At 40.5% G+C, this 26,965-nt stretch carries 22 protein-coding genes and 1 pseudogene; 20 read left to right on the top strand and 3 right to left on the bottom strand.

The annotated features are described in order from the left end of the window. Nucleotides 1–1,174: 1,174 nt before the first annotated feature. The 6 genes from AB4249_RS12720 to AB4249_RS12695 all read left to right on the top strand — a co-directional run bounded on the left by AB4249_RS12720 (nt 1,175) and on the right by AB4249_RS12695 (nt 9,398). Nucleotides 1,175–1,717: an outer membrane beta-barrel protein gene (locus AB4249_RS12720; protein WP_372103468.1), complete on the top strand. Its 543-nt coding sequence runs from the start codon at nt 1,175–1,177 to the stop codon at nt 1,715–1,717. 19 nt (nt 1,718–1,736) lie between these two features. Further along, nucleotides 1,737–2,651, top strand: coding sequence for a serine/threonine protein kinase (locus tag AB4249_RS12715; RefSeq protein ID WP_372103465.1), 915 nt, complete (start codon nt 1,737–1,739; stop codon nt 2,649–2,651). Nucleotides 2,652–2,833: 182 nt separating this feature from the next. Then, nucleotides 2,834–4,951, top strand: coding sequence for a YjbH domain-containing protein (locus AB4249_RS12710; protein ID WP_372103463.1), 2,118 nt, complete (start codon nt 2,834–2,836; stop codon nt 4,949–4,951). 416 nt (nt 4,952–5,367) lie between these two features. After that, on the top strand, nt 5,368–6,501 hold the full coding sequence (locus AB4249_RS12705) for a polysaccharide export protein (protein WP_019821513.1): 1,134 nt from the start codon (nt 5,368–5,370) through the stop codon (nt 6,499–6,501). A 116-nt stretch (nt 6,502–6,617) separates the two neighbouring features. Then, nucleotides 6,618–7,058, top strand: coding sequence for a low molecular weight protein-tyrosine-phosphatase (locus tag AB4249_RS12700; protein WP_017069276.1), 441 nt, complete (start codon nt 6,618–6,620; stop codon nt 7,056–7,058). Between the two features lie 168 nt (nt 7,059–7,226). Continuing rightward, nucleotides 7,227–9,398 (top strand): polysaccharide biosynthesis tyrosine autokinase, encoded by a 2,172-nt coding sequence (locus AB4249_RS12695; protein ID WP_372103460.1) that lies wholly within the window; start codon nt 7,227–7,229, stop codon nt 9,396–9,398. A gap of 423 nt (nt 9,399–9,821) precedes the next feature. Here the strand turns inward: AB4249_RS12695 and AB4249_RS12690 are convergent, their stop codons facing one another. The 3 genes and pseudogenes from AB4249_RS12690 to AB4249_RS12680 form a co-directional block, all read right to left on the bottom strand. Beyond that, entirely contained in the window at nt 9,822–10,157 is a 336-nt protein-coding gene (locus AB4249_RS12690) for a hypothetical protein (RefSeq protein WP_029224976.1), read from the bottom strand. Nucleotides 10,158–10,436: 279 nt separating this feature from the next. Continuing rightward, nucleotides 10,437–11,042: an N-acetylmuramoyl-L-alanine amidase gene (locus tag AB4249_RS12685; protein WP_371981992.1), complete on the bottom strand. Its 606-nt coding sequence runs from the start codon at nt 11,040–11,042 to the stop codon at nt 10,437–10,439. Further along, a pseudogene (locus AB4249_RS12680) lies at nt 10,994–11,468 on the bottom strand (hypothetical protein). The gene AB4249_RS12685 and the pseudogene AB4249_RS12680 overlap by 49 nt, the downstream one beginning before the upstream one ends. A gap of 286 nt (nt 11,469–11,754) precedes the next feature. Between AB4249_RS12680 and AB4249_RS12675 the strand changes: the two are divergent. The 14 genes from AB4249_RS12675 to AB4249_RS12610 all read left to right on the top strand — a co-directional run bounded on the left by AB4249_RS12675 (nt 11,755) and on the right by AB4249_RS12610 (nt 26,893). Continuing rightward, the gene (locus tag AB4249_RS12675) at nt 11,755–12,834 is read left to right on the top strand and encodes a helix-turn-helix domain-containing protein (protein ID WP_372103456.1); all 1,080 of its coding nucleotides are present in this window, start codon (nt 11,755–11,757) and stop codon (nt 12,832–12,834) included. A gap of 165 nt (nt 12,835–12,999) precedes the next feature. After that, nucleotides 13,000–13,320 carry a hypothetical protein gene (locus AB4249_RS12670; RefSeq protein WP_372103453.1) on the top strand — a complete coding sequence of 107 codons (321 nt, stop codon included), beginning with the start codon at nt 13,000–13,002 and terminating at the stop codon, nt 13,318–13,320. A 346-nt stretch (nt 13,321–13,666) separates the two neighbouring features. Next, entirely contained in the window at nt 13,667–14,947 is a 1,281-nt protein-coding gene (tviB, locus tag AB4249_RS12665; protein ID WP_372103451.1) for a Vi polysaccharide biosynthesis UDP-N-acetylglucosamine C-6 dehydrogenase TviB, read from the top strand. Between the two features lie 181 nt (nt 14,948–15,128). After that, nucleotides 15,129–16,160, top strand: a complete 1,032-nt coding sequence (locus AB4249_RS12660) for an NAD-dependent epimerase/dehydratase family protein (RefSeq protein ID WP_372103448.1) — start codon at nt 15,129–15,131, stop codon at nt 16,158–16,160. 2 nt (nt 16,161–16,162) lie between these two features. Then, a complete protein-coding gene (locus AB4249_RS12655) occupies nt 16,163–17,611 on the top strand; it encodes a lipopolysaccharide biosynthesis protein (RefSeq protein WP_372103446.1) in 1,449 nt (482 codons plus the stop codon). Between the two features lie 31 nt (nt 17,612–17,642). Then, entirely contained in the window at nt 17,643–18,608 is a 966-nt protein-coding gene (locus tag AB4249_RS12650) for a glycosyltransferase family 2 protein (RefSeq protein ID WP_372103443.1), read from the top strand. A 412-nt stretch (nt 18,609–19,020) separates the two neighbouring features. Next, on the top strand, nt 19,021–19,926 hold the full coding sequence (locus AB4249_RS12645) for a hypothetical protein (protein ID WP_372103440.1): 906 nt from the start codon (nt 19,021–19,023) through the stop codon (nt 19,924–19,926). A gap of 86 nt (nt 19,927–20,012) precedes the next feature. After that, entirely contained in the window at nt 20,013–21,746 is a 1,734-nt protein-coding gene (locus tag AB4249_RS12640; RefSeq protein ID WP_372103437.1) for an asparagine synthase-related protein, read from the top strand. A gap of 102 nt (nt 21,747–21,848) precedes the next feature. Continuing rightward, a complete protein-coding gene (locus AB4249_RS12635; RefSeq protein WP_372103434.1) occupies nt 21,849–22,937 on the top strand; it encodes a glycosyltransferase in 1,089 nt (362 codons plus the stop codon). Continuing rightward, nucleotides 22,934–24,058, top strand: a complete 1,125-nt coding sequence (locus tag AB4249_RS12630; RefSeq protein ID WP_372103431.1) for a glycosyltransferase family 4 protein — start codon at nt 22,934–22,936, stop codon at nt 24,056–24,058. The genes AB4249_RS12635 and AB4249_RS12630 overlap by 4 nt, the downstream gene beginning before the upstream one ends. Continuing rightward, nucleotides 24,042–24,641 (top strand): sugar transferase, encoded by a 600-nt coding sequence (locus AB4249_RS12625; protein WP_372103428.1) that lies wholly within the window; start codon nt 24,042–24,044, stop codon nt 24,639–24,641. The genes AB4249_RS12630 and AB4249_RS12625 overlap by 17 nt, the downstream gene beginning before the upstream one ends. Next, a complete protein-coding gene (locus tag AB4249_RS12620) occupies nt 24,631–25,287 on the top strand; it encodes an acetyltransferase (RefSeq protein ID WP_372103426.1) in 657 nt (218 codons plus the stop codon). Before AB4249_RS12625 ends, AB4249_RS12620 begins: the two co-directional genes overlap by 11 nt. After that, a complete protein-coding gene (locus AB4249_RS12615; protein ID WP_372103423.1) occupies nt 25,284–25,706 on the top strand; it encodes a MaoC family dehydratase in 423 nt (140 codons plus the stop codon). Before AB4249_RS12620 ends, AB4249_RS12615 begins: the two co-directional genes overlap by 4 nt. A gap of 11 nt (nt 25,707–25,717) precedes the next feature. Further along, nucleotides 25,718–26,893 (top strand): DegT/DnrJ/EryC1/StrS family aminotransferase, encoded by a 1,176-nt coding sequence (locus AB4249_RS12610; RefSeq protein WP_372103420.1) that lies wholly within the window; start codon nt 25,718–25,720, stop codon nt 26,891–26,893. Nucleotides 26,894–26,965: the final 72 nt, after the last annotated feature.

The raw sequence follows: 26,965 nt of genomic DNA, 5'->3' as shown, positions 1-26,965 counted from the left end.
GCCTCGAAGAGCATTTTTATGTGACGCTATTTCCTAAATAATGCATTATAAGGTATTGCTTATGATTTATCCATTTGCTTGATTGTGGTTATTATTTATTATGATCAATCAGTTGTTTAAGCTGAGCAACTGAGTGAGGGTGTAAAAATCATCTTCTGTATATAAACGTTTGTATCAATGGAAATCATTATGAAAAAATGGCTCTAGCAGCTGCGTTAACAGTTAGCTTCTCAGGTGCTGCAACTGGTATAGCTACAGCAGTAGCAGTTGCTTCTAACGAAAGCGGCGCAACAACTACTCGATAACTTTTGAGCAGGCGTTTAAAGCCATTTTATGTGAAAACATAAAGTGGTTTTTATATCTAATTGATTCATTTTTATATAGGACAGCTGCAACAAGGGTACTAAGAAGCAGAGCTTGCCATGCTTATTCAACCAACAAAAACTTCTCGATGAGAGAGAGCCACGGCCTGCGTAACGAATGGCTATCGTAACTCAATCCAAATCACTGATACCTAACGTTTGGCAAATTAAGGTTGCTTCTCCTTAACACATAGAATGCCAGACCGACCTCCGTACATCACTAAACCAGTATTAAGCAAAAGTGCGGGCAACTGCGTTCAATTTCTCTCCACTCATCTTTTTACCCCTTTCTGACGCAATCCTGACGTTTTTTTGAATCGTTGTGGTGCGTTTACTAATTATACATTTACTTGATAGCGGTTATTACCTATCATGTTGTTCAATTAGTTGTTTAATCAGAGTAATTCCTTTTTAGGCTATCTATCATTGATTAGGTGGTCTTAGTTGGATATTGAAAGCAACGCAGTAATCTTTTTGTGTTGATTCCTTGTGAGTACCATTTTTGTAGTGTCATACGAAAAAATTATGCTAACTGCTCGCTTGTAATAGCTTAAGCAAGCTACTCTCAAGTTCTTTGTGCTTGTTAAACAACATTGATAAATCTGGCGAAATTCAAAAGTACAGTATTGAGTTGCTTCTAGCTTCTAGCTTCAGCATGCAATATTGTTCAATTGTGTCAGTAGCTTTGGTATGGAATGGCGTGTATGAGTGTCTGCTTTTGGGGCTTTCATACAAAAACTGATTAGACTATCGCTTAGATTTGCTAGGAAAATCAGCCTCAGTTCAGTTTGAAATATGGAAGATATAATTATATGAAAATGCAGTGGTTAGCTAGGGTTTCTCCTTTGTTGTTGCTATCAGCAACAGCTGTTGGATCTGAAAATTTATACGTGGGCGCTAAAGTTGGTAATGTAACGGCCGATAACTTTGCACCATTAGTCGAAAGCCGCACGGCTATTGATGACTCAGACACATCTTACGGTCTGTTTGTTGGTTATCATATCGTAGATACACTGGCCATCGAAGGTGGTTATAACTACCTTGGCGAGTATGATCTTAAAGACATTGCAGGTGGCAGCTACGAAGCAAGCAGCTTTGATGTGGTTCTTAAAGCCTCTGGAAATGTAACGGACAGCTTAGCGTTATACGCAAAAGGTGGCATCGCCATTTATGACTGGAAAGCAAACGGTCCAGGTGTTGAGTCTGACGATTCTGGTGTGACTCCAACGATTGCTTTTGGTACTGAATACTCGATTACATCAGCGATGAAGGTTGGTATTGAATACCAGCTATATCAAGATATTGGTGGTGTCGATATCGACTCGTTTAATGTTGCCTTGTCTCATAGCTTTTAATCATTTGTAGGGATAAATTGTGAAATATAAAATTTTAGCGTTATCAGTCGTTGGTGCAATCCTTGGTGGTTGTGGCAGTGACAACAACAACAGCGTGCCGCCTGAGCAAGCGTACCGTAATATTATGGCATTCGACCCTGCAGTAATGGGTATGAAAGGTACATTCAGCTGTGATGATGGCACAAAGGGTTCTCTAGAGGAAACAAACTACTACGGTGTTTCTGAAGTCACAGAGCTTACGGTTCTTAACTACCCTGAAACTTGTTCGTTTGCTTACAATGCAACGGCTGGTGCGGTTGATGTGTCTAACGGCAAAGACATGAGTAAGGTGAGCTACAAGTTCCCTAAAGGCCTAGCGAACTACGACGACCTTGTGACATCTTCTCCAATCTCAACACTGATTGAGAAAGAGCTAGATGGTCAATCTTATGATGAGTCGATTGGTGAACAGATTCTTAACGATCTTGGCTTGGGCTACCTAGTAAACAATGGTCGTGCTACTAGTGTGGCTGACTTCCTACGTCGTACACAAGAAATTATTGAAGACCTTCCTGCATCTGAAGCAAGCCTAGTTTCGGCAACAGCAGCGGTACTATCAGACGTACTTGTAGTAAGCCCGAATGCATCAGCAACAGAGTTGTCTGACGCAGCGGTTGCAATCACTGAAAAAGTTCTTATAAGCTACCCTGATTACCCTATAGCGCCGGGTGGTGGTGAGATTTATCTAGATCTGACTGAAGACCCAACGTTAATTGAAGATGCAGTGAAAGACCCTAATGATGTAGGTACTCTTCCACCGCCAAAAGATTCAGAACCTGTACCAGACCCAGATGAAGGCACTAAGCCACCAACTGGCGGTACTGGTGGTACTGGTGGTACTGGCGGTACTGGCGGTACTGGCGGTGGCGGTAACGGCGGTGGTACTGGCGGCTAATTTAAGCATCATTAATAAAAGGCACCACTCGGTGCCTTTTTTGCATGCTATTAATATCGAGCACTGTCACCATTAAACTCTGTCGCTATTAAACATAGTCACTTTCAAGCACTGTTACTAATAAACACGGCCACTATCTAACATAGTCACTGTCACATACGGTTAAAACCTATTGTATCCCAATGAAAATACTCAGTTATTCTAAAAACGCATCTTTCATAGCATCTCTTAGCGCATTAGCGATCGCTTCCAATGCTTACGCCGTCGATAACTTGATGTCGTCTCAAAGTTATACCGGCGCAATCATTGTGCCCAATGCTCAAGTGATGGACACTGGCGACATCTCTTACCTCTATGGTCAAGGCGTACCATATAGAGGGAAAACCAGTGAGCTAGATAACATATTATTCAGCGTTGGTTTATTCGATGGTTTTGAAGCGGCGGGTCGAATTGTCACAAAAACGTACGATTGCCACCTTTATCCAAATGTACCGAACTACAATCCTAATTGTGGTAACGGTATTCGTGATTTGTCGGCATCGTTTAAATACCAACTTCCTTTCGTTAAAGATTGGACAGGATTCGATTTAGCCATAGGTGTTCAAGACTTTGGTGGCGCGGCCAGCAACTTTGAAACCTACTATGCAGTAGCCGATTTTGAGCCTGACTTTGTCCCTGCAAGGTTTAGTGCCGGTTATGGTAAATCAGAAGTGAGCCATGGCGTTCTGAACGGGCCTTTTGCCAGCTTAGAATATCAGCCGTTGGATTTTGTTCAGCTTATTGCAGAGCACGACTCTCACCAATTTAACGCTGGCCTTAAGGTGTTTACACCTGAACACTACCTGCCACTGGATACGCAATTATCTTTTCAATACCAATTTTATACCAGTGGTAATGCCGATATCGATATTTGGTCGGTAGCTGCATCGACTCCTTTAATGGGCTTCTCTGAGTCTCGCCGAGTGAATGAGTTAACCCTAGAAGATAAGATCGCAGTAGAACAAGCACATCATAAATTTGCCGGTATGGTTCAACTTAAAAAAGCACTGGTTGATGAAGGCTTTCTTAACGTTAGAATTTCGGCTGATGATATTGGTTTAAACGTAGCACTGGAAAACCGACGTTATAACCGTAACCAAGTCGATGGTGTTGGTGTTGCCTTGGGTATTATCTCTTCCTATGTCGGAGAAGGTATGCTTCAAGACCTCGGGGTTAAAAACTACCAACAACAAAACATTCGCCTGTTTAACTTGGTGAATGACATTCCGATGATGGAAGTGATCACGAGCGCACCATGTTACCGTGAATTTGTAAAAACGGGTGAACCTTGCAAAACCCTTCTTGTTCGCACCTCAGATGTGAAAAAGAGTTATGCAAAAGCAAACTTTGATAAAGAGGTGGCGCGTTCAGGCTTTGGCCGTACGCAGGTGATTGTTTCTCCAGCTTTGTATCACAATACTGCGACAGAATACGGTGTATTTGACTACTCTTTAGCACTTGCCACTAACTTATATACGCCTCTTTGGAAGGGCGCCGCGTTGGATGTTCGACACGTAATGCCACTGGCAGAGAGTGACGACTTTGAAGAGGGCGAAATTTGGGGTGATAATGCCTTTGAAAATGAAGTCGATAGGGTTCTTTTCCACCAAGCATTCCAACTGCCTTACAACCTCACCACTCAATTCTCATTCGGACAAGTTTACGGAAACTTTTTGGGCTTTTTGAATGAAACGCAGTATGCGAGCAATAGTGGTCGTCACATTCTAGGAGCTGAATACGCCAACTTTTCTGCTCAAGATAAGTATGACTCAAGAGGGAAAGCTATCTTAGATGCGACACCTATGATTGGTCACTACACCTATTCAAGACCGGACTGGAACTGGCAAGGTAAAGTGCAAGCAGGTCAATTTTGGAAAGGCGATGAAGGGGTACGTGTGACAACCAGCCACTGGTTGGGTGATGTAAGAGTTGATGCGTCATACCAGACCACAAAAGCAGTAGGCAGCAGTGAAGCCGAAGATTTTGTGACGCTTTCTATCGCGATTCCGCTGACACTATGGCGTGATATGAGCCCTGACTACGTTCAATTACGTGGTATCGACCAGTTTGTATACGCGCTTCAAACCCGTGTTGGTGAAAGTCGCAACAGTTTAGGTGAAGGCTCAGGTGTTGATACAGGCTTACAACACAATATTGAAAGGCAGTACTTCAACCGTAACCGCATCGGCGCAAGTTACTACTATGAAAACCGACAGCGCTTACGCAATGCTTACCTAAAATACTTAGAGGCAGTAAAATAATTCAGCGTAACATCTAAAATAAAGAGCCAACACCTCATGTGTTGGCTCTTTTTTTGCTCTTGCTCTTGCTCTTGCTCTTTAGCTCTTCGCATCTCGTTTACCCGTATCCCGTATCTGCTCCTAAACCATTCAACTAGGTTGATAATAAACACAAATTGTGGATAATGTTTACGGATTAAAATGACCGGATGCAGGCATCGTTTTTGCTGCGTTTGGTATCAACTACGCAGTGTGGTGTCGCGGACTATCAAGGGGCGGTAGCATCTTGATTTTTCGATGATAAATGAGAGTTAGATCTTATTATTTGTTCACGTAAGCACTATTTTAAGCTGCATAGCTGATAAAATTACGCGCTTAACTTCCTTTGGTGTCCTTTTGGGTATCACAACACATTCCACCTCTATTACTTGGTTAACATGAAGATCAATAAAAATCGTCTCCTTTTCGCGCTTATACCTGCATTGCTTGTAGGGTGTACGACTCCAGGTACTCACCTGTCTACCGGTGGTAAGAATGTGATTCAGCCTTCTGAGGAACAGCAAGAGTCTGATATTTCTGAAGTAGTGAATGTGTATCCGCTGACGGCGCAGCTAGTATCGACTTACCAAACGGGTACATTGTCGGTGTCACAAGCCAACCCTGAACTGGATGTCGATATCGCAAAGTATGAATACAAAGTCGGTGTGGGCGATATCTTAAATATCACGATCTGGGATCACCCTGAACTGACGATTCCTGCCGGTTCTTACCGTAGTAGTACCGAAGCCGGTAACTGGGTTCATGCTGACGGCACCATCTTCTACCCGTACATTGGTACAGTAGAAGTTGCAGGAAAAACGGTTCGTGAAATTCGTTCTGATATAGCGGAACGTTTGGCGAAATACATCGAAAGCCCTCAAGTTGATGTAAACGTAGCGGCTTTCCGATCTAAGAAAACCTACATTACCGGTGAAGTATCTAAACCTGGCCAGCAGCCAATCACTAATATCCCTTTAACGTTACTGGATGCCGTGAACCGTTCTGGCGGTTTGTCTGAAGATGCTGATTGGCGTAATGTTTCATTAACCCGCAATGGCGTGGAAGAGAACCTTTCACTTTACGGTTTAATGCAACGTGGTGACCTAACCCAAAACCGCTTACTGCAAGCCGGTGATATTGTTCACGTACCGCGTAATGACAACCAGAAAGTGTTCGTGATGGGTGAAGTGAACGATCCTCAACTACTTAAGATTGATCGCGTTGGGATGAGCCTAACCGAAGCACTCAGCAACGTAGGTGGTATTAACCAGCTGACGGCAGATGCAACGGGTGTGTTTGTGATCCGAACTTCTGATGATAAATCAGAACGCATGGCAGACATCTACCAACTCAATATGGAAGATGCATCAGCTTTAGTGATTGGCACCGAGTTTGATTTAAAGCCTTATGATATTGTTTACGTAACGGCAGCGCCAATCAGCCGCTGGAACCGTGTAATCGGTCAGCTTGTACCAACCATTTCAGGCTTCAACGACCTAACCGAAGGTATGTTGCGCGTTCGTAATTGGTAATAAGCCCTGGTTTGTAATAAACCCTAATTAATCATCAGGTTGCATTGTACGTGTAACCTGATTTTTACATCTAAAAGTAAACCCAGCTTATAAGCCCAATACAATTAGAGACCATTATGTTTAATAAAATTTTAGTCGTATGCGTGGGCAACATTTGTCGTTCCCCGACTGGAGAGCGAGTTTTACAAAACTTGCTGCCCAACAAAGAAGTGGCCTCTGCCGGTATCGCTGCTGAGAAAAGCCGTTTAATTGGCAAGCCTGCAGACGACACTGCCATTTTAATCGCCGCTGAAAATGGGGTTGATGTTGAAAACCATCAGTCTCAGCAAGTTACGCCACAGCTTTGTGCTCAGTATGACTTGATCTTGGTGATGGAGAAGGGCCATTTAGAAGCGCTTACTCAAATATCGCCGGAGGCTCGCGGAAAAACGATGCTGTTTGGTCAGTGGATTGGCCAGAAAGACATTCCTGACCCTTATCGTCAAAGTCGTGAGGCGTTTGAACACGCTTATAAGCTGATTGACGAAGCGGCGCAAGCTTGGGCAAAAAAACTGTAGGTTTAAATGCAATAGATTTTAGATGCAGTAGGTTTTAAATAGACAGCTTTTTAAATGTCATGCTCTAAATGTAGGCATGGCAAAGCCACCAACGGAATAATATAAAAGAGAAGTACGCGGAGCGTATATAGTCTCTTAAATAGCAATACTTTAGGAAGTAGCAAACAAATGACAACACAACCCTCTCAGCAATCGCATACAGATAACTCTGATGAGATAGATTTAGGAAAACTGCTTGGCATCTTATTAGATGCTAAATGGCTAATCATGCTCACCACATTCGTTTTTGCTGTGTTTGGTATTGCGTTTGCTTTGCTTTCGACGCCGATATACAAAGCGGATGCACTGATTCAAATTGAAGAGAAAAGCTCTGGTGGCATCTCTTCTATGGTTGGTGATATGGGTGAATTGTTCTCTCAAGAGTCATCGGCAACCACCGAAGTCGAGATCATCAAATCTCGTATGATTTTGGGTGAAACGGTTGATAAGTTTAACTTAACGACTGTGACCTCACCTAACTATGCGCCAATCGTCGGCAAAGGCTTTGCACGCTTAACTGGCGACATCAACCACATTGCGGTTAGCCGTTTCAACATGCCAAGCTATGCGAGCGACTACGGGCACACGATCCAGATCCTAGATGCCGAGCAGGGCACTTACCAATTAGTTCGCGACGATGAGCGCGTTATCCTAAAAGGCAAAGTGGGTGAGCTAGCAACAGCAGACGACTACAGCTTGTTTGTGGCAGGTTTTGAATCACATAACGATTTTGAATTCTCTATTAGTCAACGTAGCCGACTAGAAGCGATCGAATGGTTGAAAGCTTCTTTGTCTTTGTCTGAGCAAGGTAAGCAAACCGGTATTCTGAAGCTAAGCTTTGAAGGCGAAAACAAACAGCAGATTTCTGAAATCCTCAATCACATTAGCCAGATCTACTTCTTACAAAACGTGAAGCGCAATTCAGCAGAAGCAGAGAAGAGCCTAGAGTTCTTAGAAAGCCACCTTCCGGGCATTAAATCTGAGCTAACTGGCTATGAAGACGTACTGAACAATTATCGCCAAAAGAACGAATCGATCGACTTGGGCTTAGAAGCACAATCAACCTTGAAGGTAATGGTCGAGCTTGAAGCGCAATTGAATGAACTGACGTTTAAAGAGAGTGATATCAGTCAGCGTTTCACTAAAGATCACCCGGCATATAAGTCACTGATTGATAAGCGTAAAACGTTGTTGGGCGAGCGAGAGCGCCTGAACAAGCAAGTGCAAAAGCTGCCGAAAACACAACGTGAAGTACTACGTATGACACGGGATGTTGAAGTAAACCAACAAATCTACATTCAGCTTTTAAACAAGGTTCAAGAACTGAGCATTATTAAAGCCGGTACGGTCGGTAACGTTCGTATCTTAGATGACGCGCAAGCGTATGCTCGCGCCGTTAAACCGAAGAAGCCGCTGATTGTTGTGTTAGCAACGCTATTGGGTGGCATGCTAAGTGTCGCGTTTGTGTTAGTAAAAGCAGCGTTCCACCGTGGTGTGGAAAGCCCAGACCAAATTGAACAAATCGGCCTGCCTGTTTACGCAGCGGTACCAAAATCTGATTTACAGATTGAGCTAACCAACCGCTTTAAATCGAAAAAACAGCAAACCAAGGGTACCCAAGCACTACTTGCTGAATCGAACCCTGCCGATCTTTCGGTTGAAGCACTGCGTGGCCTTCGTACCAGCTTACACTTCGCAATGCTAGAAGCGAAAAACAACATCTTGATGATTTCTGGCCCTGCGCCAGGCATTGGTAAATCATTCATCTCGACTAACTTTGCCGCAGTAGCCGCAAAAACAGGCCAGAAAGTATTGTTGATTGATGCCGATATGCGTAAAGGTTACCTACAACAAAGCTTTGGTGTGAAATGGGACAACGGCCTTTCTGATGTGCTGAGCGGCAAGCAAGAGTTCGCTCAATCAGTGAAAACCACACCGGTAGAGAACCTAGATATTATTACTCGCGGCCAAGTGCCACCGAACCCATCAGAGCTGCTGATGCACCCACGCTTTGCAGAACTAATGGAATGGGCATCGAAAGAGTATGATTTGGTGATTGTTGATACCCCGCCCGTACTTGCGGTAACCGACCCAAGCATTGTCGGCGCCTTCGCTGGCACCACATTAATGGTCGCGCGTTACGGTCAAAACACCATTAAAGAGATAGAAGTGGCTCGTAACCGTTTCGAACAATCAGGTATCGAAGTGAAAGGCGTTATCTTCAACGCCATCGAGAAGAAAGCATCAAGCTCATACGGCTACGGTTATTACAACTACGCATATTCGAGCGACAAGAAGTAAAGAGCAGTAACGAGATTCGAGTGGCGAGATACGAAAAGCGCCACTCGAATCTGCTCTTCATCTATTCATCTCTTTGTTACTCGTTTACCAGTCACCCGCATCTGCTCTTAAGCCTTTCGCATCCCGTTTACTTGTATCTTATCTCTTCACCTAATAGTAAAAAATAACGGCGTCATTCCCTACAGCGAGGCACGAGCGTGATAGGGAATCTCTTTTCGTCGTGGGTACTAAACATGTAAATTGAGCGTGACATAGAGATTCCAGATATTTCGTCCCTCAATTCTGGAATGACGGAGTCTCATAGGGGCGAGTTCAGACGTTATCTAGTATCCATCTCTGCTTTTCCGCTCTTCGCATCTCGCTTACTCGAATCCTGCATCTGCTTTTTAAGCTCTTCTCATCCCGTTTACCCGTCACCCGAATCTACTTCTTTATAACTCCTCCCGTTAAGTACAATCCAATCGCCGCTAACACTGGATAGCCAAACGCTTCATTGGTCATTTCCCCCAACGGTTTCCAATCGTAGCCGTGCATGCAGCCCAGAATCACCATCACATGCAGTGCCACATAAGGAATGGTGAACAACAACACAATGTAGCGTTGTACCAACTTAAAAGGTTCATACGCTTTAAGCAGTGCCAGCTTGTGCTTCGCTTTTTCTTCATCAGTAAAAAACATCGCATCTCCTGTGTTGGTGAGTGCATCTAACCCCTTGCTAATCGAAGACTGGCTCCCGAATATTCTTCCGAACAATGTCATACTGCTCCTTGGTTGATTGATGGTTATATACCGCCTTTCTCGCCTTTCTCGTCATTCCGCCATTCTGTTGCTTTAGAGGCGAGGAACGAAGTATCAGGAATCTGCTTTTAGTCTCTTCGCTACTCGTTCTCGCGCCACCCTCATCTGCTCCTCTAGCTTTTCGCATCCCGTTTACCCGTCACTCGCATCCGCTCTTGAGCCTTTCGCATCCCGTTACTCGCTACCCGCATCCGCTCTTCAAGTTCTTCGCATCTCGATACTCGAATCCCGCATCTGCTCTTAAGCTTTTATCTTCAAAACAGGACACGCCTTATTCACGCCCCAATCTTTATGCCCCTTAACATTCTCATCTGAAATCAAGAACTGCTCTTGCAGTGCAGCCATCAAACCAAACAGTGCCTTGCGCTGCGCAAGTGTGAAGTTGTCTTCTGGTTGCAGCTCGGCATTACAACCGCCAACCAAACAAACCCCAATATTGCCCTTGTTGTGTCCTTTCACATGCGCGCCAGTTTGCGACAGCGGCCTGCCCAATTGGACATCCCCATTGCGACGAATAACAAAGTGATACCCCACATCGCGCCAGCCTCTCTTTTTATGCCATTGGCGAATCTCGGCTACGCCTACATCTTGCTGTGGCGGCGTGGCGCTGCAATGCACAGTAATAAAGGAATATGGCGGGCAATGAGGTAAGCGGAGTAAAACCGAAACCAGGCTGAATGAATAGGATGCTGAAGGTAAACAAGGCTCTAACGAAGGGATAAGCTCCATCTTGCTAGCCTGCTCTTCCGAATCAATTCGTTCTTTGGTGTCAGCCCGCTCTTGTAAAACAGACGCTTCTAACGGCTGATTTGGAACTCGATCAGTTGCTGGTGGAGTGTTTGACAAAATAAATCCTCGTGTTGTTGTAAATAGACGATTAAAGACGTTGATAGCGATTCTTTTAAATCAGGGTGCAATGCGATGTGTTGTCGCAGACTGGTGGCTACGGTTTTTTCATAGCCGGGGTGGTGGCTGACATAACGTAAATACATCACGTAATAACCCAGAGGCTGCTTACGCCGTGCTCGGCTGATCATCCAACAAATATCGTCATAGCTGGGGGGGGGCACCGCATTCATCCTCATTAAAATAACAACCTTCTAAATGGCTTTCTTTATAACCGTTAACTTCATAGCTCAGTACTTGGCCAAACCCATCACTATCACTAAAAAATAACGGCTGACGTGATTGAGTGAGGGAGTTAGCACGGCACTCGATGCTCGCCATTCCGGGTTGATACGCTGAAATAAAAAGAGAAACTATCGCCTTCATTAAGCACCTTATTGCTGCATGGGGAGGGCAATGTACTTCAACATTCTTGATTGGGGTTGGCGGGAATAACACGAAAACAGAGGAACGCAAAAAAGTGAGAGGTGCTTCGAAAAGTTACTGCCTTATAAGGTTGGTGTTGCATATCTATCCGAGGTGATTAACCAAACATCTTTTCTTACAACTTATCTCATAGGCCTTTTGCCCCTAAAGCGCCAAAAAGTGTTGTTAATGCTCTGTATATCAATGGATTTCTATACGAATGACTAATTAACAAGGAGCGTTAACCATGTGTGTTTCTCTAATTCTTTCTTTCATCCCATTAAAAACTGGCTCGCCAATAAGCAAGTTAGTGCTATTGAAATTAGCCGATAACGCAGACGCGCGCGGCGTGTGTTTTCCTTCCCTCAATTACTTGGCGCAATATTGCGAAGTGTCGGTAAGAACCGTGAAACGACACGTTAACGAGCTCGAAAAACAAGGCTTTGTGAAGCGGATAAAGCGCTTTGATGATTCAGGACGCCAGCGCAGCAACATCTATCAGCTGCGCCTTCCCAGCGACAGCCACATTCAGCAGACCGATCTAGGCCAAGCGAATCAAGAGAACGCCAATGCAGAACAAACCGGTTTACCGTCAGCTTCGTCGGAATATCCCCAGAAGACAGAACATGCGCAGAAAACCGACCATTCAGACACTCCCCTGGGTGACTCAAGATCCAACACGGAGAGTGATCATCCGGCACACATAATCTTTCATAAAGAACATAAAACAGAGTTGAGCTTGGAAAATGGCATCTTGGATGACACCGATGTTCTTGATCCCCCAAGCGGTTCTGAACAACATGAGATATCGATACCTCAAGCCACCACCAAATCAATAAGCCAACAGAATGAAGCTGTAATTCACCTGCTCACCAAAGAGGGCAGCGCACCGATTTATCATGAGTTCACCACCATATTAGAACGCACCTACCCCAAGTTAGATGTATTGCAAGAACTGCATGCCATGCAAGCCTGGCTGTACATCAACCCCGATAAGCGCAAACCCTTTGAGCACATTGGTCACTTTGTGAATGGCTGGCTAAGAAGAAGCGCCCAAGCCAAAGCGAAGCGAGACTCATCGCCAGTCTTTAAGCAGGCTAGAGCGGCTAAGCAAACAAGAACGGCTAAACCAGCAAGGGCTTCTGCTTCTACATCGACCAAGGAAGCTAAAACCCAACCGGCGGCCAAGCCCATGGTTCACAAACAACCCACGCCCGTCTCTCAGGCCCTAGCGGATTACCAAGCCAAAAGCACCACCAATCCGTTCGAAGCACGTATCAAGGCCCTCGTTCAATCCAAATCGCCCTGCACGGATTCTAAAAAGTGACCATTCGATTATTCACAGACGAAGCGCTTGTTCACACAGCCAAAGCTATTGAAAACCAATAATTTAGGAAGCGAAAAGCTTAGGAAAACCAAAGGCTAGGGCAGACCAAGCGCGAATACAGACAAAAAACGTCAAGAAACAAAAGTAGAATTAGGGAGAGGGCAAATGGACGATATCAGCCTAAAAAAACTGACAACGGAAGAAAAAGTCACCATTTTAGAAAAAGAGATAGCGCGAGTGGAAGGGCGCATTGGCGAGTTCTTGAAACTGCTGGTTAGCTACTACCCACAAGGGTTAACACGCACTGAAATTAAAGCGTTATTGGCGGTAAACAATAACCCAAGCTTCGTCTCGCTGTACCGCAACGGCAATATTTTTATTGATATAGAAAAACGCTACTGCGACGCAGCACAAGAAAACCGCTACCACATAGGGACTCAGTATCTGCAAGACGTACAATGCTCTCGCTGGGTCAATGCTTTGTGAGGCACTTGTCAGAATGAGGTAAATTGCAAACTGGTCAATATGCATTTGATTTGCTAGAATACGCAGCAAATTAAAACCGTATGAAAAACGCATAAACCTGAAACACAGTGAAAATTTGTGATTCATTGCCTGTAGGAGCCAAACCTAAGGGCGGTAGCGTACTCAAATGCGAGTGACCAGCTTAGTCTGCGCGTCAAATATATCTTCTTAAACGAAATTAAACATGCCTGAGTAACCAAAAGCGTGCTGAGGCATTTTGAGGCTTTCCTAACACTAGGTTAAACGGAACCAAGTGTTAGGCCGGAGCCTCGATAAAATAATTATTAATAATTAGGTTTTATTACTTATGAATATGTCAGTAGAAAATGCAAGAATTGCAATCATTGGCTTAGGTTACGTTGGGTTACCTTTGGCTGTAGAGTTCGGTAAAAAGTCGCCAACGATTGGCTTTGATATCAATCAAGTACGTATTGATGAACTGGCGAAGGGCCGTGATAGCACACTAGAGTGCAGTGACAATGAACTTGCGGAAGCAGCTCACCTTTCTTACACCACCTCTCTTCAAGACTTGAAAGAGTGTAATGTTTATATTGTAACGGTTCCAACACCGATTGATGAGCATAAACAGCCGGATCTAACACCGCTGATCAAAGCTTCTGAGGCATTGGGCACAGTGGTCTCTGAAGGTGATGTGATCATTTACGAATCAACAGTATACCCAGGTGCAACGGAAGAAGATTGTATCCCAGTAGTCGAGCGCGTTTCTGGCCTTAAGTTTAACCAAGATTTCTTCGCTGGCTACTCACCAGAACGTATTAACCCAGGTGATAAAGAACACCGCGTTACTAATATCTTAAAAGTAACCAGTGGTTCTACTGCAGAAGTAGCGGAATACGTAGACCAACTTTACAAGAGTATCATCACAGCTGGTACACACAAAGCATCGTCAATTAAAGTAGCAGAAGCGGCTAAAGTGATTGAAAACACACAGCGTGACGTCAATATTGCACTGATCAACGAGCTTTCAATCATCTTCAATAAATTGGGTATTGATACTCTCGAAGTTCTTGAAGCTGCTGGCACCAAGTGGAACTTCCTTCCATTCCGCCCGGGTTTGGTTGGTGGTCACTGTATCGGCGTAGACCCATACTACCTAACGCACAAAGCTCAAACAGTCGGTTACCATCCGGAGATGATCTTAGCGGGTCGTCGACTCAACGACGGTATGGGCCAATATGTTGTGTCTCAGCTTGTGAAGACTATGATGAAGAAACGCATCCACGTTGAGGGTGCAAACGTACTCGTGATGGGCCTTACTTTTAAAGAGAACTGCCCAGACTTACGTAATACTAAAGTGGTTGATATTGTTGCTGAACTTAAAGAGTACAACATCAACGTAGACATTGTGGATCCATGGTGTTCGAATGATGAAGCTCAACATGAGTATGGTTTGACTTTATGTGAAGAGCCAAAACAAGGTGATTACGATGCAATCATCATGGCTGTATCTCACGACGAGTTTAAAGTAATGGGCGTAGAGAAGATTCGTGAGTTTGGTAAGCCAGAGCATGTGCTATACGATTTGAAATACGTTCTAGACAAAGAAAGCGTGGACATGCGTCTCTAGCCTCAAACTTAAAATTCAGGAGTCTGATATGAGGGCTCCTGATTTTTTCATGAGTAGTGAAAGTTACCTCACAATTGTAAAGCTTAAGTCTCGTTATTCTTAACAGTGAGGAATGAGCGTGATTCAGAATCTTACAGCCCCCTCTCCCCAACCTTAACGACTTCCCCAAACGGAAAATGCAATGACCAAATACGAACAAATCCAACAAGAGTTACTGGAATCACCAAAAACGTGGTTAGTAACTGGTGTCGCTGGCTTCATCGGCTCAAACCTATTAGAGAAGCTACTCAAACTCAATCAAACCGTGGTGGGGTTAGACAACTTTGCAACTGGTCACCAACACAATTTAGATGAAGTAAAAAGCTTAGTATCAGAAGAGCAATGGTCTCGCTTTAATTTTATGGAAGGGGACATCCGTGAACCCAAAGCCTGCCAGCAAGCCGTTCAAGGCGTTGACTATGTGTTGCACCAAGCAGCCCTCGGTTCTGTACCTCGTTCTATCGCAGATCCACTGACCACGAATGCTGCGAACATCACCGGTTTTCTAAACATGCTAGACGCTGCAAAAGAAGAAGGGGTAAGCAGCTTTACTTATGCAGCGAGCAGCTCTACATACGGTGACCATCCTGCATTGCCAAAAGTGGAAGAGAACATCGGCAACCCACTTTCGCCTTACGCAGTAACTAAGTACGTAAATGAGCTTTACGCGAATGTATTTGCGCGCACTTACGGATTCAAGACCATTGGCTTACGTTATTTCAACGTGTTCGGCCGAAGACAAGACCCAAATGGCGCTTATGCTGCTGTAATTCCAAAATGGACAGCGGCCATGATCAATGGTGAAGACATATTCATTAATGGAGACGGTGAAACAAGTCGTGATTTTTGTTATATCGATAACGTGGTGCAAATAAACTTATTAGCAGCTACGGCAAAACCTGAAGCAAAAGACGAGGTTTACAATGTAGCAGTAGGTGATAGAACGACTTTGAATGACCTATACTATGCGATTAAAAATACGTTGAATGACCATGATATTGTGGTTAATGCCAACCCTATTTATCGTGATTTTCGACCAGGCGACGTAAGACACTCTCAAGCGGATATATCCAAAGCGAAAACTAAATTGGGCTACGGTCCGAAATTTAGAATTAAAGACGGTATCATTAAAGCAATGCCTTGGTACAAGCTATTTTTAGCTGATAAAAAATAACAATGACCTTAAAGAAGCAAGCTATAGCCGGAGTCAAGTGGACATTCCTTCAACAGGTAAGTGTTCAATTAATCAACTTCGTTGTACAAATTATCTTGGCCAGAGTTTTGGTGCCAGAAGAGTTTGGCCTTATTGCTATGGTTGTTATATTTACTTCAATTGGGCAAACACTAAGCGAAAGCGGAATGACTAGTTCATTAATACGGAGCAAATCTCCAACCGAAGTAGATTACTCGACAGTATTTGTAACTAATTTTTTTATCAGTACAGTAATATATGTGACTGTATATTCTATTGCCCCGGTGATTGCAGAATTCTATAACCAAGACGTTTTGACTAATATTATAAGATTGCTGTCATTGTCTTTTATAATTAGGTCATTGTTTGCAGTTCATATAGCTAAATTGACGAAGGAAATGAACTTTAAACTTCAAATGAGGCTACAGTTACCTTCAACAATTTTATCGGGTTTCCTTGCTGTATATTTGGCCTATATGGGGTTTGGGGTTTGGAGTCTTGTATGGCTAACTCTCTCGCAAGCCACATTTTCAGCTATTTTCAATTGGACCTTTGGTGGTTGGAATCCCAAGGTTCGATTTTCAAAGAATAGTTTTCAAGAACATTTTAATTTTGGGTACAAGTTAACGTTATCTAGTATTATTAATACAGTTTATGATAATTCATACAGAATTATTATTGGTAAATTGTATTCACCAGCAATGTTAGGGTTCTACAATCTTGCTGAAACCATGAGGCTCTTTCCCGTACATCAAATTAATTATGTAGTTGGGAAGGTTTCATATCCCTTATTTGCAACTATGAGAGATAATGATAGTAGACTTAAAGATGCTTATTTGACATCTGTCAGGCTTGTCTTGATTATTGTAATCCCTCTGATGTTGTCTTTAATATTGGTGGCAGAAGAGGGTTTTAAAGTTGTTTTTGGTGAACACTGGGCTCCAGCGGTACCATTTTTCCAAGTATTGGCGATAGCATCTATATTTCGTCCAATTAGTACGTATAACTTGAATATTGTAAGAGCCAAAGGAAGAAGTGATTTATTTTTAAAATTAGAAATCGTGAAAAAAATTCTAGGTGTGATAGCTATAGGTATAGGTATTTACTTCGGAATAAAAGGACTGGTGGTCGCATCAGTTATTCACTTTTTAATTACAGTTGTAATAGACATGCATTATAGCGGAAAGTTGATTTCTTACTCGGTACAGGAGCAAGTTTCAGACATCAAAAGTTTATTTCTTATTGGCATTTTGGTTTACGTGTTTTTTTTCTACCTGAAAAAATCTATCGACGTTTATATCTACTCTGACTTGTTGGTATTATTGTTTTTTTTTACACTGTTGAATTTGGTATACTTTTCTGTGGTGTTTTTTCTCCATAAAGAATTATGGGTGATATTAAAGTCATTAAGAGTGAGAAACAATAAATACTAACTAAACTTACAATATAAATACGAGATTAAATATGACTAAAGTATCAGTAATTATTCCAATTTATAATGCTAAAGAGTATTTGGAACGAACTATTAAAAGTGTGCTGTCACAATCATATGAAAATTTTGAACTTATTTTAGTTGATGATGGTTCAATTGATTCATCTTTGGAAATCTGTGAAAACTTTGCTAAAAGTGATGATAGAGTATTAGTTTTAACACAAAGTAATAAAGGCGTTAGCTCTGCTAGAAACAAGGGATTAAAACGAGCTACGGGACATTGGGTGTACTTTCTAGACAGCGATGACACGTTAGATAATAATGCTTTAAAGGAATGCTCTAATTGCTTTAATTTAGGAGTAGATGTAATTCAATTTGCCTCTAGGCGAATCCAATATCAAGAAGTGATTTCGTATAGACAAACTCTAGAACATGGTAGAACCAGAGTTACAGATGGCTTTAATGAATTTATAGACAATTCACAAATTGGAGCGTTGTGCGTATGGTTACACTTAATTAGTCGAGATTTAATAGTTAATAATAATATCTCGTTCTCGGAAGACATGAATTATAATGAAGATATGTTGTTCATGTACACCGTAATGATGCATTCTAATAAACAAGTTTTTATTGGTAATCTATTGCACAGCCAATATTTAGTCGATAACTCGTTGTCTCGTAGTCCAATAACGAAGGTAAAAATAGAGAATAGACTTCTCTTGGTTAAAAGAGTTTTTGAACTATCAAAACTAAACCCATTATATGAAGATAAATTAAATAATGAAGGAAGTAAGTTATTGGAATGGTATTTTGTTAGTTTGTTTAAATTTGTAGATAAATCAAATGTTATGGAGTTTAATAATGATTATAAAAAATTCTTTGATTCATATAAGCCATATATTAATACATTTTTTGCAAAAATTGCTAGGTTTGATATACGTATAATTTTGATTGCCTTAGGTTTAAAGTTTTTTTTAAGACATCTTATTAATCGATAATTTTGAGCAAATGAAATTTTTAAGTCACTGATTTGTTAATCTTAATATATAACGGCTAGTCTTAACAATGATACGTTATTTTCCCACTGCTATTTTTTTGTTTATTTTTATTTCAAATTTGAATGTTATTGGTATAGGTACAATTTCAAGATATATTTGGTTTTTAATCGCGATATTTTCTGTATCTATATTCTTGACTAGGAATAATTTTACTATTCGTTTAAATAAAGGATATGTCACATTTTTATCACTGTATGCGGTATTTTTATTATGGATATTGTTTGCTTACCTCCGCAGTGGCGTATCATTAGATGAGTCATTTTCATACATCACATTGATTATTATATACATATCTGCTTTTTTTGTTGTTAAATTTTTACTAAACAAATTTTCTTTTCAAAGTATTGTTATTATGATGAGTACTGTATATTTTGCACAGGCAATTACAGTGATCTTGTTTTTTTTAAGCCCTTTGTTTAAAGATTTTATCTTAAATAACTTTGTTGATGCTTCAAATATTGATTTTCTGATCAGTTTTAGATCTAGAGGAATTAGCGCTAGTGGGGCAACAGTATCCGTTTATTTGTCTTTTGGTTTCTTTTATTTTCTATATTTGATAGGTACGGCAAAAAGTAGAAATTTAATTTCCTATAGCTTTATTGGTATCGGATTATTGTTGATTGCCATGTTCTTAAGTGGTAGGACTGGGTTTTTGGTTTTTTTAGTGTTGGTTATTACCTTTTTCATATTTTTTCTAATAGAAAATGGTTTTACTCTGATTAATAGAGATTTCATAAAGCGAATGTTCGTTTTGATTATCGTCTTACCACTAGTATTTTATTTGTTTTATGTAACTTATGGAATTGTTTTCTCCGGAGGTGCAACAACTGTTTGGGGAGAAGATAAGCTATCTGTTGTTACTAAGTGGGTTTTAGAGGAGTCTGATTCCGATACGTCAACCATAAATTTCCTATTAGAAAATCATTTGCTTATAAATACAATTTGGCCCGATTTTCTAATAGGTAACCCTGACTTTCTTTCGAGTTATGATAAACACACCGATATTGGTTATTTGAGAGTTTTAAATGATTTTGGCTTGGTAGGGTTTATACTATATTACAGTTCTCTATTTGTTTTGTTTATAACTTCAATTATGAACAATAGTAAATTATCTAAATTTTTATTGGTTGGTTTGATGTTTTGTTTGTTTTTTGTTGAAGCAAAAGAGCCGTTCTTTCATAAGCATACTATTGTAGTTTCTTATTTGTTTGTAGTATTACTCTTTGGGTTGAGATATAAAGAAGAGTCAAGTAAATAAATTTTAATTAAATGCTAGTTTTTGAAGTTAGCTAATAGTGTTTAAATGTTTATTAATTATTTAGTCCCATATGGTCGAATATTTAAATGTCAAAAATATTATATGTTTTGAAAAATAATGCAGCTATAAATGAGCTAGACATTAGGAAATTGGATCTAATTTCAGAGAATTTGATTCCAGATAATATATCGTCAAATGATGTCAAGAATAGACTTTACGTAGATGGAAACTTTGCATATACAGTGATTAATGATTCAGGTGTCTTTCCTACTACAGATAATGGAGTACTGTGTGGAACTGCAATTTTAAGTGAAGGGTGGGATAGCGTCGGTAGCGATTTACCTCCTGGTGACTATGCAGTTTTCCGTATTAACAATGACTTTTTTGAATTATCTGCAAACACTGTTGGTTCGAGAACTGTATGGTACTTCAAAGATCATGATTACTTTATAGCATCGACTTCTCAACGCGCTATCATCATGTACATTGGTGAGTTCAAATTTAATAAAAAAGTTATACCTTGGGTTTTATCTACAGGTACAATTGGTCCTAGCGATTCCTGGGATTCACGAATAAAAAGACTCCAACCTTCCTCATCTGTTCTATTAAATATAAAGCTATGGGAAGAAATTATTGAGAACAATGAATGTTTATTCAATGTTGCTGATGATGGGGATGATATCGAAAAGTGCCTACGTGATGAAATAAAAAATGCAATTAACGTACAAGGTAAATCTATTAATGGATGGGTTTTACCATTATCCGGTGGTTATGATAGCCGTGGGATACTTTGCCATATGCTACTCAATCAAGATGACTCCATAGATACAATAACTTGGGGGGTTCAAGAAGAGGAAAATAGAAAGTATGGGGATGCAGATATAGCAAAAAGACTTGCCGACAATTTGGGCGTAAAACACAAGTATGTGTTAACAAATACTGGTGATGAATCTATTGAAAAGGTTTTAGAACGTTATTTGCATTGTTCTGAAGGACGAATCGACCATTTTAGTGGTTATGCTGATGGTATGAAAATATGGAGTGATTTACATGCTTCTGGTATAAAAGGTATAATTCGTGGCGATGAAGGGTTTGGCTGGGTGTCTGTTAGTTCTGAAAAACAAGTTCGCATATTTAATGGAATAGGCCTATGCAGTGATTATGAAAACCTAAAGAATCTGCACGAAATTTATAACTTAGAGCCTCAAAATATACCGTGTAGTTTAAAAAAAAGTGAGAGTGAATCATTAGAAGTTTGGCGTGATCGCATTTATCACGGCTTTAGAATACCTACCGTACTAGCTGCACTCTCAGATATAAAACTTTCTTATGTAGAGCAATCTAACCCCCTACTTTATGACAATATTATAAATATAGTTAGATCCATGCCGGATAATCTTCGCGAGGAAAAATTTTTATTTAGAAAAATTGTTGACGACATTAGTCCTGATATAGAATATGCAAAATTTGGTGCAAATGCAGGCTTAGCTAATATATTTTCCCGTTCTGATGTGGTAAGTGAAATTAGAACGACTTTAATGAATGACTTTCCGGAAGAAGTACTGCCAAAAAAATTTCGATTAGATATAGTTTCTAATATTGTCGGAAGAAGTAAAACATCGGTATATAAATCAAATATTATAGATTTGATCAAAAAAAGCATGCCTAACAAATTGAAGACTGTCATTAAGAAGAACGAGATTCAAAAGAGTTATAAAGTAGATCCTTATATTTTATCATTTAGAGCTTATATCTTAGTTAAGATGCATGGTTTATTAACTAAGGATAGCAATATAATGCGTAATACTACAAAGGATTAATATCCAGTATTATCGTGTTTTTTGCAGAATATATTAACTATTCCCTGGCTTAATATATAGAACTATTGTTCTACAACTGTTTTTATTTATTTGGATTATGAAATGGTATTTCTATTGGTTTTACCTACAGATCGTCTTGGTGGTGCAGAGAGAGTTGCTATGAATCTAGTGAGGTTTCTAGCAAAAAATGAGAAAAACCTAATTTATGTTCATTTTTTATCAATGGATGATAGTAAATGTTGGCATGAATTTAAGAATAAACCAACGGTGCATATTACATATAGCTTTGCATCTTCGGTTAAAGTCGGCTTCATTAATTTCTTGAAAGTGTTACATAAAATTGATGGAAATATAAATTATATATATTCGACACACACTCATGTGAATATGGTGTTATGTATTCTTCGACGTGTCAAAACTTTACAGTGTGAAAACTTGATTTTGAGAGAGTCCTCAATTTTAAGCACAAGGTTTGGTGGAATAAAGAAATGGTTAATAAACATTTGCTATTTACCTTATGGAGTTCAAGATTTATTAATTTGTCAAACACAGTTGATGAAACAAAAATTAATAGAACATAGAGGTCGAAGAATATCCAAAAATAGTATTGTTATATCAAACCCAATTGATTTGGAAAAAATACAGAGTAATTCGAAAGTGTCTTACTATGAATTAGACTCCAAGCGTTTCAATGTGGTTATGGTAGGTAGATTGGTCGAAATTAAAAATCATAAGTTAGTTATAGAAGCGTTGTCTAGAACTAAGTTAGATTTGAATTTAGTGATTGTAGGTGATGGCCCTCTAAAAAAAGATTTATATGAATTGGCAGAAGGCTTAAATTCAAAAACTAAATTTGAGTTTGTTGGTAATGTTAGCAATCCATATAAATTTATGAAAGGCGCAGATTTAGGTATTATATCTTCTTTCTCTGAAGGCTTTCCTAATGTTTTGATTGAAATGATGGCAGCGGGAACAAAAGATATTATCATCACTCCTTGTACAGGGGATTTAGAGTTAATCCCAGCTATAACTATCACAACAGGATTTGGTGTTGAGGAAATGGTTAAAATTATAAATGAGAAATTTTCAACCCCGGTTGATAATTCAATAACATATGAGAGTTATAGCACTTCAAGAGACATTGCATCATATTGGAGTCGTATCGAAGAAGTATTAGAGAATAAATTATGAGTTTTATGTTAATTGGAGCGTTGCCCTCATCACTTTATAACTTCAGGGGTGAATTGATAAAATCTATTAGTTGTTCAGGGTTACAAGTAATTTCAGTTGCTTCTGGAGCTAGCGAGAAAGAAGTTGAGATAATTGAATCGCTCCCATCAAAATATATTGACGTTCATATTCGAAGAAATGGAATGAACCCTATCGATGATATTAAAACGCTTTTAGATTTCATCAATGTGTTCATAAAAAATAAGCCTGTTTTTTTTTTAGCATACACCATAAAACCAATTATATGGGGAGGAATTGCCGCTAGGTTTTCCAACGTGAAATGTTTTTATGCAATGGTAACCGGCCTAGGTTATGCTTTTCATAAAGGAAGTACTACAAAGTATTTCCTGAATACTTTAGTCAAATTTTTGTATCGCTTTGCCTTAAAAAAATCAAAAGGTGTCATCTTTCAAAACCGAGATAACATGCAAGTGTTTATCGACGAAGGAATCGTACCTCAAGAGAAGTGTTTTCTCGTCAATGGCTCAGGCGTCGATCTCAGCCATTACCAAATATCTCCTTTACGATCAAAGCCTCACTTTTTACTTATCGCGCGTCTACTTGGTGATAAAGGCATTCGTGAATATGCAAAAGCCGCGGAGATAGTTAAACAACAATACCCTGAAGCTGTCTTCGAACTCGTGGGGCCGGAAGACCCTTCTCCTGATGGGATTAAGCTAGATGAGGTAAACAAATGGGTTTCTTCTGGTGCTATCGAATATAGCGGCTCAACAACAGATGTTCGCCCCTTTATTGAAAACTGTTCGATTTACGTTTTGCCTTCTTACCATGAAGGAATGCCTCGTACAGTATTAGAGGCAATGGCTATGGGGCGACCAATTCTAACTACGGATGTTCCTGGCTGTCGGGAAACTATTGTCAATGGAGAAAATGGTTGGCTAGTCGAAAAGGCAAACGTAGAGCAACTTGCTGAGCGCATGATTTGGTTTATAGAAAACCAAGAGCAATGGTCAGTGATGGGTGAGAAAAGTCACGCTATGGCCAATGGGAAATTCGATGTTCATAAAGTGAATGCTGAAATCCTAAAAATTATGGGGCTTTCCGATGAAAAGACTGTTTGATTTTCTCGCATCTCTTATTGCACTTATCTTGTTAGCTCCTGTTATTGCTTTAGTGGCTTGGAAGATTCGTAAAAACCTTGGCTCTCCAGTTCTGTTTCGTCAAACTCGCCCTGGATTGAATGGAAAGCCATTTGAAATGGTGAAGTTTCGCAGTATGAAAGATGCGGTTGATGCCAATGGTCACCCATTGCCAGACGATGAGCGTATGACTCCATTTAGTGACAAGTTACGTTCAAGTAGCTTAGATGAGTTACTAGGCCTCTGGAACGTTTTGAGGGGCGACATGAGTTTAGTCGGCCCTCGTCCTTTATTAGTGCAATATCTTCCCCTTTATAACAAAGAGCAATCTCGTCGCCATGATGTTCGTCCTGGAATCACGGGGTGGGCGCAAATTAACGGGCGCAATGCGATCAGTTGGGAAGATAAATTCGCACTAGATGTCTGGTATGTTGATAATCAAACCTTCTTATTAGATATGAAAATACTATTTTTAACTGTTAAAAAGGTTTTTATTAAAGAAGGTATTTCAGCTGAAGGTGAAGCTACTATGCCAGCTTTTAAAGGTAACTCTAATGAAAAATGAAAATGTTATTGCAGTCTATGGAGCTAGTGGTTTTGGAAAGGAAGTGATTCCATTAGTGAAATCTGTATATGGTTCTGATTATGATTTGGTGTTTATTGACGATAATTTTGATGGCCTCAATTTAAATGATTATAAAGTCTTTAAGTATGAAGAGTTCATAAATACTAATCATTGCAAAAAGTATGCAGTTATAGCTATTGCAGATGCTAATGTTAGAAAAGCATTAGCAGAAAAATTAACTTCAGATGGAATTGAACATTTAGATATCCACTCTAAAAATTCAGTGCTTTTAGACAGTAACAAAATCGGTAAAGGGAGTATTTTATGTCCTTTTACAACTATTACTTCAAATGTTCAAATTGGTGATTTCTTCCATGCTAATTTGTACAGTTATGTTGCGCATGATTGTGTCATTGGTGATTATGTTACTTTTGCGCCGTCTGTTAAATGTAATGGGAATGTCGTCGTCGAGGATTTTGCATACATTGGAACTGGTGCAGTTATCAAACAAGGTACACCTAAACGCCCAATTGTTATTGGTGAAGGTGCAGTAGTCGGTATGGGTGCTGTTGTAACCAAGAGTGTTAAGGCGGGTGATATCGTATTTGGTAACCCTGCTAAATCTTTAAAAAGGGGAAAGTCGTGAAAGAAGTTGTTTCTGGTGTCCTATTTGAAGATATTGAAGTAGGTATGTTTGTTAGTTATTCACAAACAATAACAGATGCTGATGTAAAAGGGTTTGCCGGCTTATCTGGGGATCATAATCCTGTTCATGTGGATGAGCAATTTGCAGAAGGCTCACGATTTAAAAAGAGAATTGCCCATGGATTGATTTCAGGTAGTTTTTTTTCTGCGTTATTTGGTACTAAACTTCCTGGTCCTGGTTGTGTGTATGTTGCTCAGTCTTTTAATTTTAAACGCGCTGTTTATTTAGGTGATACTGTTACAGCAACAGCAACGGTTACGAAAATTGACGATAAAAAACGTCGAGTCTTTTTTGATACTGTTTGTAAAGTGAAAAGTAAGACCGTTATCGACGGTGTTGCAGAGCTTTATGTTCCTTAGAGAGATATAAAATGTTAAATACTCCTTTTTCTCCATGGCCTTCGTTTACTCAAGAAGAAGCGGACGCCGTAAGTAAGGTTGTACTTTCGAATAAAGTTAATTATTGGACGGGTCAAGAAGGTCGTGAATTCGAAAAAGAGTTTGCGGCTTGGGTTGGCTGTGAATATGCAGTGGCTCTGGGTAACGGTACGCTAGCGTTAGATGTTGCACTGAAAGCATTTGGGGTTGGTCAAGGTGATGAAGTGATTACCACATCTCGTACTTTCTTAGCATCGGCTTCCTCAATTGTCACTGCAGGTGCGACGCCTGTTTTTGCAGATGTTGATCTGAACAGCCAAAACATTACTGCTGAATCGATACAAGCGGTACTTACGCCAAAAACCAAAGTTGTGATCGTGGTTCACCTTGCGGGCATGCCAGCCGAGATGGATGCAATTATGGCGCTTTCCGAAAAGCATGGCTTTAAGGTAATTGAAGATTGTGCTCAGGCGCACGGTGCGAAATACAAAGGCCGCAGTGTCGGTACGATTGGTCATATTGGTGCTTGGTCTTTCTGCCAAGACAAGATCATGACCACAGGTGGTGAAGGTGGGATGGTCACCACTAACGACAAAGATCTATGGTCGTTTATGTGGTCTTATAAAGACCATGGGAAAAGCTATGATGCTATTTACAACCGCGAGCACCCACCGGGCTTCCGTTGGCTCCATGAAAGCTTTGGTACCAACTGGCGCATGACAGAAATGCAAGCGGTTATTGGTCGTATTCAAATTCAACGCATGGCTGATTGGACGCAAAAGCGTCAAGCAAACGCCGCTGTGATTGAAGCCGCTATTGCTGATCTTCCCATTGTTCGCAGTGTGGATATTCCTGAATACATTGAACATGCTGAATATAAGCATTATATGTTTATTCGCCCTGAACATCTAAAACCGGGTTGGACTCGCGATAAAATTGTCGATGCGATTGTTGAACACGGTGTGCCTGCATACCAAGGCAGTTGTTCTGAAGTGTATCTGGAAAAAGCATTTGATGGCACAAGCTTCAGGCCAGAAACACCGTTAAAGAATGCGGTTGCGCTAGGTGAAACTAGCTTAATGTTTTTAGTGCACCCAACCTTAACGCAGAACGAAATTGAGAAAACGGCGGAAGTACTGCGTGCTGTTTTACTTGAAGCACAAGCTTAATTATCCTCACCAGTAAAAAGAGCTTTTTCTTTCAGCATCTTTGGTCTCAATATTACTGGCTTACTGGCTTAC

It is taken from the genome of Vibrio sp. 10N.261.55.F4 (assembly GCF_041470465.1).
In the GTDB taxonomy this organism is placed as follows: domain Bacteria; phylum Pseudomonadota; class Gammaproteobacteria; order Enterobacterales; family Vibrionaceae; genus Vibrio; species Vibrio crassostreae_C.
This window is presented reverse-complemented; position numbering and strand designations above follow the sequence as displayed.